At 43.4% G+C, this 12,514-nt stretch carries 19 protein-coding genes; 4 read left to right on the forward strand and 15 right to left on the reverse strand.

Annotation, left to right across the window (positions count from 1 at the left end; genetic code table 11):
- Positions 1–81: 81 nt before the first annotated feature.
- A complete protein-coding gene (locus tag ABE021_RS05990) occupies positions 82–1,374 on the forward strand; it encodes an MFS transporter (protein ID WP_430287437.1) in 1,293 nt (430 codons plus the stop codon).
- A gap of 108 nt (positions 1,375–1,482) precedes the next feature.
- Positions 1,483–2,079 (forward strand): hypothetical protein, encoded by a 597-nt coding sequence (locus ABE021_RS05995; RefSeq protein ID WP_430287438.1) that lies wholly within the window; start codon positions 1,483–1,485, stop codon positions 2,077–2,079.
- Positions 2,080–2,150: 71 nt separating this feature from the next.
- Here the strand turns inward: ABE021_RS05995 and ABE021_RS06000 are convergent, their stop codons facing one another.
- From ABE021_RS06000 to ABE021_RS06065, 14 genes are all read right to left on the reverse strand, one after another.
- Positions 2,151–3,176, reverse strand: coding sequence for a TolB family protein (locus tag ABE021_RS06000; RefSeq protein ID WP_430287439.1), 1,026 nt, complete (start codon positions 3,174–3,176; stop codon positions 2,151–2,153).
- Complete coding sequence (locus ABE021_RS06005) at positions 3,173–3,823, reverse strand: hypothetical protein (protein WP_430287440.1); 651 nt, start codon at positions 3,821–3,823, stop codon at positions 3,173–3,175. The genes ABE021_RS06000 and ABE021_RS06005 overlap by 4 nt, the downstream gene beginning before the upstream one ends.
- 253 nt (positions 3,824–4,076) lie before the next feature.
- On the reverse strand, positions 4,077–4,388 hold the full coding sequence (locus ABE021_RS06010) for a hypothetical protein (RefSeq protein ID WP_430287442.1): 312 nt from the start codon (positions 4,386–4,388) through the stop codon (positions 4,077–4,079).
- 43 nt (positions 4,389–4,431) lie between these two features.
- Positions 4,432–5,451, reverse strand: a complete 1,020-nt coding sequence (locus ABE021_RS06015; RefSeq protein WP_430287443.1) for a hypothetical protein — start codon at positions 5,449–5,451, stop codon at positions 4,432–4,434.
- On the reverse strand, positions 5,451–6,296 hold the full coding sequence (locus ABE021_RS06020) for a permease prefix domain 1-containing protein (protein WP_430287561.1): 846 nt from the start codon (positions 6,294–6,296) through the stop codon (positions 5,451–5,453). Before ABE021_RS06020 ends, ABE021_RS06015 begins: the two co-directional genes overlap by 1 nt.
- A 32-nt stretch (positions 6,297–6,328) precedes the next feature.
- Entirely contained in the window at positions 6,329–6,652 is a 324-nt protein-coding gene (locus tag ABE021_RS06025; protein WP_430287444.1) for a PadR family transcriptional regulator, read from the reverse strand.
- Positions 6,653–6,813: 161 nt separating this feature from the next.
- Positions 6,814–7,503 (reverse strand): ankyrin repeat domain-containing protein, encoded by a 690-nt coding sequence (locus tag ABE021_RS06030; protein ID WP_430287445.1) that lies wholly within the window; start codon positions 7,501–7,503, stop codon positions 6,814–6,816.
- A gap of 16 nt (positions 7,504–7,519) precedes the next feature.
- Positions 7,520–7,918 (reverse strand): VOC family protein, encoded by a 399-nt coding sequence (locus ABE021_RS06035; protein WP_430287446.1) that lies wholly within the window; start codon positions 7,916–7,918, stop codon positions 7,520–7,522.
- A 135-nt stretch (positions 7,919–8,053) separates the two neighbouring features.
- Entirely contained in the window at positions 8,054–8,263 is a 210-nt protein-coding gene (locus tag ABE021_RS06040) for a response regulator (RefSeq protein WP_430287447.1), read from the reverse strand.
- 16 nt (positions 8,264–8,279) lie between these two features.
- Complete coding sequence (locus ABE021_RS06045) at positions 8,280–8,801, reverse strand: hypothetical protein (protein ID WP_430287448.1); 522 nt, start codon at positions 8,799–8,801, stop codon at positions 8,280–8,282.
- A 44-nt stretch (positions 8,802–8,845) separates the two neighbouring features.
- Positions 8,846–9,346, reverse strand: a complete 501-nt coding sequence (locus tag ABE021_RS06050; RefSeq protein ID WP_430287449.1) for a GNAT family N-acetyltransferase — start codon at positions 9,344–9,346, stop codon at positions 8,846–8,848.
- Positions 9,322–9,903: a GNAT family N-acetyltransferase gene (locus tag ABE021_RS06055; RefSeq protein WP_430287450.1), complete on the reverse strand. Its 582-nt coding sequence runs from the start codon at positions 9,901–9,903 to the stop codon at positions 9,322–9,324. Before ABE021_RS06055 ends, ABE021_RS06050 begins: the two co-directional genes overlap by 25 nt.
- 16 nt (positions 9,904–9,919) lie before the next feature.
- The gene (locus ABE021_RS06060; protein WP_430287451.1) at positions 9,920–10,558 is read right to left on the reverse strand and encodes an esterase/lipase family protein; all 639 of its coding nucleotides are present in this window, start codon (positions 10,556–10,558) and stop codon (positions 9,920–9,922) included.
- A gap of 93 nt (positions 10,559–10,651) precedes the next feature.
- Positions 10,652–11,029 (reverse strand): PH domain-containing protein, encoded by a 378-nt coding sequence (locus ABE021_RS06065; RefSeq protein WP_430287452.1) that lies wholly within the window; start codon positions 11,027–11,029, stop codon positions 10,652–10,654.
- Positions 11,030–11,204: 175 nt separating this feature from the next.
- On the opposite strand from ABE021_RS06065, the gene ABE021_RS06070 reads away from it, so the two are divergent.
- Positions 11,205–11,588 carry a hypothetical protein gene (locus ABE021_RS06070; RefSeq protein ID WP_430287454.1) on the forward strand — a complete coding sequence of 128 codons (384 nt, stop codon included), beginning with the start codon at positions 11,205–11,207 and terminating at the stop codon, positions 11,586–11,588.
- Positions 11,589–11,694: 106 nt separating this feature from the next.
- A complete protein-coding gene (locus tag ABE021_RS06075) occupies positions 11,695–11,910 on the forward strand; it encodes a hypothetical protein (protein ID WP_430287455.1) in 216 nt (71 codons plus the stop codon).
- A 95-nt stretch (positions 11,911–12,005) separates the two neighbouring features.
- Here the strand turns inward: ABE021_RS06075 and ABE021_RS06080 are convergent, their stop codons facing one another.
- The gene (locus ABE021_RS06080) at positions 12,006–12,461 is read right to left on the reverse strand and encodes a DUF1801 domain-containing protein (protein WP_430287457.1); all 456 of its coding nucleotides are present in this window, start codon (positions 12,459–12,461) and stop codon (positions 12,006–12,008) included.
- Positions 12,462–12,514 lie beyond the last annotated feature (53 nt).

Consider the following 12,514-nt stretch of genomic DNA (forward strand, 5'->3'; position numbering starts at 1 on the left):
TTAAACTTTCTCTTGAAATGAAAGAGTGGTCGTGGTATTCTTTGTTTAATCTCATTAAACTTTCTGAATGGAGTGATTATTTTGGAAGAAAACGCAATGAAGCTGAAACGGGCCACTTATCACTTGTGGACATTTGCTGCGAGCAAGATGATCAGTGCATTCGGTGCGCAGATTTACGCATTTGCCATCAGCTTTTACATTTTGCAGCTGACCGGTTCTGCCACGAGTTTTGCAGCCAATCTCATTTGCAGCATCTTGCCTCGCACCCTGATGGCGCCATTTGCAGGCTACGTTGCGGATACGTACTCTCGAAAAAGGATCGTTATTCTTGCACAGATTGTCTCAACGATCGCTATTCTTGGCTTGCTTACCATTAGCTTGACGAATGGATTATCGTTGCCTGCCATTTACGCAACAACCGTGGTTCTATCGTTAGCGTCAACATTTTCAGGCATCGCTTTCACGTCTTCCATCACAGGTCTTGTCGATGAAGAGCGGATTCAAAAAGCGATGTCACTGAACCAGATGTCTGTCTCTTTTGCCGCAATCGGCAGTCCTGCAGTTGGCGGCCTGCTCTATGGTGCAGTTTCCATGCCTGTATTTCTTATCCTCTACGCGGGTGCTTCAATTGTTGCTGTAGTGCTTGAGTCGACGATGGATTTCAACTTATTTGCAAAACGTCAAGTAAAGGAAGAAGGAACGCCGAAAGAGAAGATGTTCGACAGTATGAAAGCCGGGTTAGCATATGCCCGTCTGCAGCCATTATTGATGGCGTTAATTTGGGTCGCACTACTTGTCAACTTCCTGTTCGGTGCAGTCCAAGTCGGCTATTCGTTCATCCTCATTGAAAAATTGAAGATACTTCCCGCTCATTTCGGCCTGATTGAAGGAGGAATGGCGGTCGGGATGCTTCTGATGTCCATCTATATAGCAGCACGTAAACCGTTTTCCTCACCTCTGTCTGTATCCAAATGGGGGATTGTAGCAATGGGTCTGTCGATGGGTTTAATCGCAGTGCCGCTTTTGATTTTCCTGCCATATGGCGGCATATTCACTTTTTACTTAACGCTTTCTTTCCTCAGCGGAGCCTTAGGGCCACTCGTTAACACTCCTATCCAAGTGTTCATGATGAAATTGATCGACGACGACTATAAAGGCCGTGTGTTTTCCATCTTGGAAACGATGGCAATGGCGCTCATGCCACTCGGAATGGTGCTATTTGGATTTTTGTACGATGTTCTTCCGGCACTCTGGATACTCATCAGTTCCAGTGCATTACTGATATTGACTGTGTTCATCCTGCTGAGAGCTTCTGTCATCCGACAAGTGACGGGTGCGAAAACAGAAGAAGAACTGGAAACGGTGTCCACTTAAAAATACCTGCCACTCTAACTTCATGAAATTTCTATTTCAATTCCATCTAGCATAAGCTCTCTAAAGCTGCATTGGTTATCACTTCTTTTAGAGAGTGAGGAATTGCCGTTGAAATGGGAACTAATTATCGTTTCTGTTCTAGTTGTTATAGGATGCATCGGCTATAACCTGCTAGTACGGGATAAATCTGTAATGGATCTATGTGTTCCTTCTGCCGTTGAAAAGACGGACATCACCTTGCTGGATGCTTATTTCATCGCTATGGAGAAGGCGAAAGCATTCGATCCGCGACCTGAACTCATCTTTATGAATAGCGTGAATGATGGTGAAGTGAGTGGAAGTGATGGAAAACGTGGAAATTGGCAAGGGTATATCTCGCTCAGAGAAACCAAAAAAAGTTTAATTTTCGCTATCAAAAAAGGTAAGTTAATTAGCTACAGGGTTGGGGATACCGCCTATGAGCTGACGATCAAACCTTCTTCCATTAAAATCGATAGCAGTTTAATCGTGAAATCCGCTATCAAGGAATTCCATCTGGAACCCAGTCCTAAAAGTGATTCGTTTTCGAATGGTTTCCATTTCCGTCTAATAAGGGATGCTGAAAATAGTTTCATCTCCGTGGATGGACTGATTGACGGCAAGCAAGCAGAGATCTATTATAATCCTGAAACAGGTGAATACATGGGAGGAGTACAATCCAACTAACTCCACAAAAAAGCAGAGCCCACGTGGTAATAACCGTGTAGGCTCTGCTTTTTATTGTTCTCATTTCTCTCTTACCGCGACTCTTCAAGCGATATGACTTCCACATCACTTCCATCAGGATTCATCTTATACAAAGCATGATCCGGACGTCTCTCTCCAAATTGTTGATCCACCATGAAATACACTTTACCATCTGCTCCATAGATGGGATATCCCGCATAAGCGTGCAGTTCTGTTAGCTGATGAATACTTTGTGAATCCCAATTATACGAAAACAACTCGTATTCATAGGTGCCTTCCGAATTAGTCCCTGCTACGGCTTGATAAATAAGTTCTGAACGGTCAGGGATAAGTACAAAATCATATAGATCCTGGGTGTCTTCTGGAATACTGATGACCAGTTGCCGATCCGGATTGGCTATGGGGATTTTAAAAACCCGTCCCTTTGTTTCAAAGAATTGGTCTTCTGTCTCACTATCTGCATCATCATCCATTTGAATATAAATCGAGTCGTCTTCACTGGATACTTGGAGGGAAGCCATACTATATTTGTTCAGGTCTGTATGCTGATGATGCTCACCGTTCTTCAATTGGTAGCTATGTACGTCAAAGTCGTATGGATACAAACTGGCTCCAGGTGAATAGGGTGAGAACCGGTCTGCTTGTATGTAAAATAGCTGGTTTTCATCTTTCGGATCGATGACGATTTCCATTACGATTGCCTCTCGAGTAAAAAGAATTTCATCCTCACCTGATTCGATGTTCACTTGATGGAGGGTGCTGTTGCTGTCTTCGTTGAGCTCTTTGTCAGAGGTGACATAGAGGATCGTTTTCCTATCAGGCATTATAGTGAGATCTAGTATGGATTGGTCTGCGGGAAGCTGGGCGACTCGACTTACACGATCCGATTTTACGTACAGTGTCGGTTTCCCTTTTTCGTATTGGACATACGCAATCTCCCCTTGCTTCGAAACGTCAAACAGCCCAGTCAGTCCTTGCTGTTTTTCTTCGTCTGGAATGCTATATGTGAAGCCAAGCAGCAAACAGGCCCCTGTAACGAGTACAATGACACTTGAGAACAAAATGGTTTTCCTCATAGCATTCCCTCCCCCGCAGCGAGTACTTTCCATATTTGCAAAAGCACAATAGGCATCACGAGCTGAATGACCGCAACACTATACGCTATTCTTTTTTGATGGATTTCCAAAATTTTCATTTGGACGATATAGGCAATTCCATAGAACACGAAAGGTACGAAGAGTTTCCATAGGTCACCGTTTCCATCTTCACTAAACAAATAGAACAGATAGACGCAGTACACGGTGCCTATTGCTAAAATGATGCCAACTGTAATATTGAGGGCGTGCAGTACGTTTACGCGCGCTGCCTGTTTAGGAACAAGACTTGTTTGATATATCACAGCGACGATTCCCGCCAACAACAATAGACCGGCATTCGATAGAATAGATGAATAGGGTCGCGGCATACCTAATGCAAGAAACGCTCCATAGCCAATCAGCATGGTATGAATCACCAGAAGGGTATTCTTCACACAGCGGCGATGCATCCAATTTCCAGGATGCGTGAAGATGAAAAGGAGTGCGGAACTCATCAAGACACTGCTGAGTAACCACGAGATATAAGCATCTCCAAAGGTGAATAATTGAAAAAGGTATACGATATAGGTGAATAGAAGTGAGCTGATGGATAGGTAAAACGGCAACTTGAGAAAATAAGATCCCACGGTTAGAACCCCCACAATACGATGAACACTTTTGGTTCCAGAATACCATTACAGTGAGCTTGTGACAATGCCAGCTCTAGAATACGGATTATAACGTTTTTTATTCTACTGTCCATTTCACTATTATGGTTTTCATGTACATAAACAGAAAGCAGCAATACATTATTAACTTCATACACTTTATATGAAACTCTATCCATACTTGCTGTTTTTTCACGCCGATCTTTCAAACCCACTTCTCATCCATTGTATATTATGGAGCAAAATCCATTTGCCCCGTAACTAACAACACCATGACAATCGCCCAAAAAATCAGGAATGACGAGGACAAAATGAGAGAGAGTATCGGGATTGCCTTCTTCTCTTCTTGACTTGCGATTCCAATAATCGAAAGGGCTATTCCGATTACAGTCAGAAGAATTGTTAAAAGATCACCAGCTGCAATGCCTGCGTTTGCGATTCTTGTAGCAGGTACAAATACGATGAAAAAGCAGACTATTCCTATCATCAAAGAGGTATAGCTGATTTTTCCAACTCTCTTACGACCTACATTACTGTGTTCCATCCTCACACAACCTTTCAGATTCATGCTCTTTCAGGATTGTTGCTTATTTCGCAAGTGGAACTTGCTCTGCGTCCCCATTCTGTAGATTCACTCTGAATAGTTCGTACTCCGTATTTCGTCCGGCAAAATTATAGTCGATCATATAATAGAGATAGCCATCATCGCCGACCAAGGGCCGAGCAGTGTGCTCCTTATGAAATGTCACCTGCTTTGTTTCCTTCTCATCCCAGTCATACGAAAACAATTCATATTCGTAGATTCCATCATTATTCGTACCCGCTACTGCCTGGTAAATCAGCAAGGATTGTTCAGGCACAAGAACAAAATCATAGAGATCGTCGGCATCTGTCGGGAGGAACACTTTTTCTGGCTCTTCAGGATGTGCAAGCGGTATCTGGAAAATGCGTTGTTTCATCTCAAAAACTTCTTCCGCAGTTTCCGCATTCGCATCATCATCCATTTGAATATAGAGGGATTTCTCTTTACCCGACACTTGCAAGGACGCCATATTGAAATTTTTCAAATTTGTAAGCTGTTTGTGTGTGCGCTGCATGAAATCATAGCTATGCACATCAAATTCATGAGGGTATTCACTGGCAATTGGTGAATCGTTCGAAAAAAATTCTGCCTGGAGATAGAACAGCTGATCTCCGATAGCCGTATCATACGCAAGTTCAGTAATTATTGCGTCTTCTTCAAACAGAATTTCATCTGCCCCCGTTGCCAGATTCACTTTGTGCACCGTACTCTTACTGTTCTGACTGAGTTCTTTATCGGAGTTTACATAGTAAATCGTTTTCTTATCAGGCATCATAATCAGGTCTGAAATTGTCTGGTAAGAGGGCAGTTGAGCGACTTGTCTTATTTCTACCGACTTGACATACAGCGTCGGTTTCCCTTTTTCGTACGTGACAAACCCGATGTCTCCTTCAGCAGATACATCAAAAACCCCTGTCAGTCCATTTTGCTTCTCCTCATCCGGTATTTGGAGTGTTAAACCAAGCATCACACATACACCCGTTGTAAGAAAAACTCCGATGCCTAATAATAGAAGTTTTCTCATTAGGACACCCCCGCTCTGACGGTTGCAAGCCATAGGATGTAAAGTATGAATGGCATTGACAATTGTAGGACTGATACAAAATAGGCGCTTTTTTTCCATTGACGATTCAGCAAAGTCAGTTGCACAGCATATAGCACTCCCCACAAAGCGATTGGAACAAACAGTTTCCAGAGTCCGCCATACCCATCAGAAGCAAACATCAAATACCCATAGAGGAAAAATAAGGTGCCCGCGATCAGTAAAATCCCCATGAATAAATTAGAGTAATGAATGAGTTTTGTACCCGTCTTCAAGTTCAGCTCTGTCGCCGGCACATCATAGATCGTCGTCCGGAAAATCAAAATAATCGTAAACACTACAATCAGCGGGTCAATAATCGAAAACACCATGGAATACGGCGGATCCAGATTCAATGATAGCAGCAACCCTGCCCCCATAACCAACAGATGGACAACTAATAATGAATTCATGACTGCACGGCGATTCATCGAAACAATCGGACGCAGCGTCAAGAACAGCAGGCAGGAACTGGTGAGCACGCCAAGGAGCAGCCACCAAATATGGGCATCTCCCATGACGAAGAGCTGACTCAAGTAAATGCCGTAAGTCATCAGCAGCGAACCGATGCCAAGTGCCAGCAACATTTCTCTCCTGTACGGATACATGGCATGTTGCAGCGTTTTGCCTACATTCTTTCCATCGCCAAAATTGATCATCGCAAGCTGTACTGCTTCTTCATCTGTATGACCATTCTTTTTCAAGTCGTCGCAAGCGCATTCCAAATGAGCTACTAACTCTTCTACAAGATCTTCCCTTTCTTCGCGGCTGCAATCTGTTTCTTGGATGACTTACTTTATAAAGCGCTCAAAAGTAGGGTTCATAGGAGACCTTCCGAAGTCTTATGGACAAGGGCGTTCATCCATTCCCAATTTTCTTTCTTCATTTCCAATGCCCGCGTACCTTCGTCTGAAAGATGATAGTACTTCCGGCGACCACTTTCCGTCTGCTGCCAATAGGAGGTGATCCACGTCTTTTTCTCCAGCCTTTTCAGCGCTGCATATAACGTACCTTCGCTCATCTCATACGTATCTTCACTGAGCTCTTTCATCACTTTCACCATTTCATATCCATACATATCCCGCTGTCCTATCAAAGACAGAATAAGCAAGTCAATACTGCCTTTCATCATTTCCTGATCCACTATCATCACCTCAACTTTTACATTCGTTAAGTACCCCGTATCGCTAGGCTCACTATTAGCCTAATATTACCATTTGTTACCTCGCATTGCAAGGTCTCTAATGGGAGTTCAAAAAACCCGTTACACCTGGAATTTCAAGAAGTAACGGGTTTGTGAATCTTTTATTGGGCTGTTTCCAAAATATCTACGATTTCCAAAAAGCCTTTATCCTTCGCATGTTGCAATGGTGTGATGCCTTCCTTGTCCGTAATGGACTGGTCTGCGCCGTGGTTCAGTAGAATCTTAATAATCTCCTGATGCTGAACTCCACCATCGCTCAAAATCACCGCTTCCATAAGCGCGGTCCATCCGAGTCGATTCACATGGTTCACGTCAACGTCCGTTTCCTTCAGCAACACTTCCACGACTTCGACATGTCCACGCTCCGCAGCTGGAATGAGTGCAGTTCCCCCATACCGGTTCGTAATGGTGGTGTCCGCTCCCGCTTCAATCGCCAATCGTAAAATATCCAAATAGCCTTGCGCACCTGAATAGAGGAAGCAGTTATTTTGCATCGTGTCTTGTATGTTAAGATCTGCTCCTGCATCGATCAATGCTTTCACTGTATGAGGATCGTGATTATATGTCGCAATCATCAGCGCTGTTCGCCCCTCGCTGTCTTGCGTGTTCAACTCTGCATTCTGTTCAATCAGTTCCTTCACTTTCTCTGTATCTTGCTGACTGGCAGCTTCCAATAGTTCAGTCGTCATCAAATCTCCTCCTCGTCTTGTTTCCGTATTCCCGTCTTGCTCATCAGGCACACATGAAGACAGCAGAAAAACAGCTATGCCTATTGCGAACAGATTGCGCACTGCATCCCCTCCTGACTTATTCGTTTGGAGCGACGATTTCCACTTTCATTCGATCCGGATCTTCAAAATAGACAGCGTAATGAGATTCTCCACCTGCGTAAGGATGCGTGTCAGGATAAAGGATTCGTACGTTATGCTCCTTCAATTGACTAGTCAGTGAATCCACATGTTCCCTGGACTCCGCATGGAACGCCAAGTGATTCAGACCAGTTCGACAGCGGTGATAGGGCACATCCAGAAAACGTTCTTCCGTTTGGACGAATACGAGATACGTCTCCCCCAGCTTCCAACTCTTCCCTTCTGGCCAGTCTTGGTACACCGTATACCCAAGTTCCTCGAGCAGCCATCCCCAAAACTCCACTGATCGCTCCAGATCAGATACATACAATTCAATGTGATGAAGCAATCCTCGCATATGTAGTTCCCCCTTCTGAAAAGCGCCCGCTACTCATGCTGAATAGCGGACGCTCCGGATACCTTCATTACGTAACACAATTTCATCCTTCGACTCAACCGGGAAGAAGAGGATGAAAAACTCATTTTTGTGAGCTCAATTCCCTACTCCTCCTGTAAATCTCACATCATATGCAGGCAGTTGAATGTCCATAAAGACGAGGTGAGGATCCGATTTAGTGAATGACGTTATAATATCTTGAAAGCTTTCCGGACTCCTTCCTTGAAAGGACCATTGTTCAAGTTGTCCTTTCAAGGAAGAGAGAATCGCTTCATCATCCTCCACTATAAAAATCGTTTGTTCCATTTTTTCGTCCTCCTTCTCAGGGCTGCATGCGGCTTAATACATGCAGCGTATCTAAAACATGCTCTAAGAAGACGGAGAGTTCAGTCATGTTGTCTTCTGTAAGACGCGGTTTAAACTTCGCCTCGATGTCATTCAGCAGCTCCGGGTTCGCTTCGCCATACACATAACGAATCGTTTGTTTAAGTTCAACATCCTGTTCCCATATTGACGCCATCACTTTTTCAATTCCCGCACATTCGTTTGCAGGGTCCACTACAATTTTTTGAAAACAGAGCGACAATGAACATGCCGGATTCGCATTAGGTTCCTCCATGATTTCACCCGCAAGATCATGGACACTAGCACGCAGCATGACTTCCACTTCAATTTCAGGGTGTTTACGAAGAACAAAACGTAATGCGAATTCGCGGGATAGCACCGCAAAGTCCATCACATCACGTCGATTTCTGATTTCAATTTGTTCTTCCAATGTATCCAGATCATATAACTGATTCTCAAGAGCCACCTTCAAGTTATCGAATATCGTCGGATCGTACATCGTCAATCGGCCTCCCGTGAATCACAATTAGTAGTTGAAATTGTCTATCGATGTATCCAGAATCGTCTTACGACGGTGCCGTCTTCCTCCGTAAAACTTTTGTCTTCTTGACCGCCATTGTTCTGAATCGTTTTCGCCGACCCCCTATTGTCATGATTACACGTGATGAGTACAGGATTTATTCCCAGTGTATCCGTCACTTTCAAGGCTTCCGCCAACATCCAAGTGGCATAACCTTTGCGCCGATCTGATGGTCGGACACCATAGCCAATGTGCCCTCCCACTTGGTGCAAATACTCATTTAAGTCATGACGGATATCAATCATTCCTACGATCCGGTCCGCAGAGTCCACTAAGAAATAATTCGTACATGGAAGCCACTTCCCTTGCCCTTCTTCCCGCTTTGCCAGCTCCTCCAAATAGGATTCATAGGAACGCCCTTCCTCCAACTGAAAGCTGCTCGGCGTCATCCGACTCTCATCCCATTCGTTCATATACGCAACGTGTTCCTCTTTCCATTTCAATGACGGTCTTTCAAGGCGCATGACAACTCCTCCATTCCCTTTGGTTGCATATCCGTTTTCAACAATTCAAAAGTTGGTTCTTCTTGCTGCGTATCTTCAAACCACTGCATGGCTATAAACTTAAATCCAAGGTTTTCTAAAATGTGGATGGAAGCAAGATTTCGAGAATCGGCGGATGCGGTAATTTTCACTAGTGAAGAATGGTTCATGGCAACGTCTAAACAAAGAGACGCTGCTTCAAATGCGAATCCGAATCCCCATGATTTCTTTTGGAAATGGTAGATGAGCTCAGTCACACCTGGATCCCCGTACCAATTGAAACCAGCAGTTCCTATTAACTCCCCCGTTTTCTTATCCATCACACCGTAGACGGACAAACCGTAATCCACTTGCTGCACCCGATATGCCCTGATCGTTTTGTGGAACGCCGAAAAATCCGTCGCGCCTCCGCAAAGAGTCATGACAGATTCATCGCCCCAAATCTGTTTTAGCGGTTCTATATGGGAATCCTCGAGGCTGACTAGACAGATCCGCGGGGATTCTGCAATCACTTTTATATCTTTTGGATTCTTACACAAATCGTGATTCCCCTTTTCATTCAACTATGAATCGGCCTGTTCTTAAAAATTGTGCAGTCATCACAGCAGTTTCACGTTGGTGGTGAATCTCTTTATGCCCATATGGCAGCATGGCAAAGTCTGTGAGTTCTTCGTAAGGGACAGACGAGACCTCAACGCGTCCGTCATTTTGTCCGTCAATCAAATGCCCTAACCATAAATTGTTTTTCGTCCCTGCAATCGCCCCTATTTCAACTTCTCCAACATTAGTAAGATTGAGCTGCTGAATATAGGATGCATGGAGGGATCTGACAGTACGGAACAAATTGCTGTATGCTTTTATGCCCCCAACAAGTTCCGCAAGTCGGCTTCCTTGGTTTGGTGTTGCAATTTGAACACACCGATCGATTCGCATCGACAGAGCAGAATCACTAAGCACTTTTCGAATGAGCAATCCACCAGTACTATGCCCCACGAGGTGTATTTTCCCGGAAGAATTCTTTTCTAATTCCTTCAATCTGTTTGAAACGGAATGGACTGAGTAATCGAACTCGTGGCGGGTTAACGGAAGTGTGAGGGAGTGACAGCGGAATCCTAACATCTCTAAGTGGCTAGCTAATGCAGCCATGTCTTTCGCTGTCTTATTGAATCCATGTAACAACAAAATTTCGTCCATTGTGTACCCCCACGTAAACTTTCTCGTAGTTTATGACGCATTCTTTCACTAATTTGTTCGAACTTCAATAAATCCATTCTCTTCAGTTACCGTTTACAAACAGACCGATGCCAAGATCTTCTGGATATCGTAAATACTTGCATCCTTTTTGAACTGTTTATTAATCAGGGGTTCCACAGTGTTCGATATCCATATTTTCAGTTCTGCATCCATGTCAAACGTCCCCGCCGTTTCGATACTGAAATGAGAGATGCTCTTATAGGGAACAGAATGATACTCTGTTTTTTTCCCGGTCATCCCTTGTTTATCAACTAAAATCAATCGCTTCTCTGTAAAAACCATCATGTCCCGAAAGAGTTTGAACGCTGCTTCCACCGTCTCATCTGCAATTAAAATCGGAGCTAACTCTTTTTCGACAGTCGCTGTATCCACCGTTGATGCATTCCCAAGAAATGAATCTAAAAATCCCATCCTTATTCCTCCTTTGATCTGATTAACATATTAATTCATTTTTCGCTCACTTCTATTGTACCATGTCAATATAAAGCAAAACTGAAACTCCTTCATTATTTCCACCTTACTTTTTCCAACCGATTTTTCGTCTGGACATGCTATACTTCAGTTATCCATAAAGGAGGTGAAAAGAGTGAATGAGATAGTGTTAAAGCAAATACTTTCTGAACTGAAAGATGTGAAAACGGGTCAATGCAACATGGAAAAACGCTTTGATGAAATGCAAAACCAGATGATTGGCATGCAAAACCAGATGAATGGCATGCAAGATCAGATGATTGGCATGCAACACCAAATGAATGGCATCCATAGTCAGATGAAAGGCATGCACGGCCAGTTGGATCGTATTGAAAACAAACAAAATGCCATTTTCGAGCAAACTGGCCAATTAACTGAATTCCGTCAAGAGACCCTTACAAAATTTGATGAAGTCGTCAAAAAAGAGGACATGCAGTATTTTGAATTCAAAGTGATGGAACACGACCGAGATTTATTCAATTTGAAAAAGCGGGCATAGCTGACTCCCCTATCACAGCTTACATGAGCCCGCCTCCTCTTATACTTTTCAACGATGTATGATTTCCCGCCTTTCCACGCATCTTACCTATAGGAGGTGAGACTGCATGGGAAACAAAAACAATCCAAAAACGATGAATGAACGGACGCATAATCCATTTGATACGTATCAAAGCAAAGACCGTGATGCGACTAGCACGAACAGTAATAATCCGTTAGATAACGCAGATACGGAATTTGCTCCTGAATTTGATGCAAAAATGATGAACAAGAATAACAAAACCAATCACGATAAGAATCAGCAATCGAATAAGAACAAGTAGATGCAGACGCCGCAAATCCAGTATTGAGATCTGCGGCGTTTTGTTCAGTTCTCTTGGGTTTTCACATCGTCTTCAGAGTGCAGAAATTCATCTTATTATTTTTTCCACGCGTGTTCATAATGGGTGATGTACTCATCGACCGTGATTTTTCTGCATAATTCCGCTATCAATTCATAAGGAATCGTTTCCATCTTTTTAAATCGGATACAGCTTTTCCCCATATCCAGTTTTGTTTTCACGTATTTAGGATATTCCTCAACGAACCAATCGTGCACTTCAGGAAAAGCGTAGATTCCCATATGATAAACACCGATGAAGTTTTTTTGTGAGCCAATACTTAAAAAAGGCAGAGGTTCCTTCGGATTGCAATGATAGCCGTCCGGATAGATACTATGAGGAATCACATAACCAATCATTCCATAAGAAAGCGTTTCTTCAAAGCCCGGAGGCAAATTCCTTTTAATAACCAGGCGCAGTTTTTCGATTGCTAGCTGTCTGTCTTCAGGCAATTGACCCATATATTCTTCGATTGTCTCGGCTTCTATTTTCATATCGATCCTCATTTCGTTTTGTAGTAAAGGTACCTTCCTTGTCAACTCTTCAT

It is taken from the genome of Sporosarcina gallistercoris (assembly GCF_050459885.1).
In the GTDB taxonomy this organism is placed as follows: Bacteria; Bacillota; Bacilli; order Bacillales_A; family Planococcaceae; genus Sporosarcina; species Sporosarcina gallistercoris_A.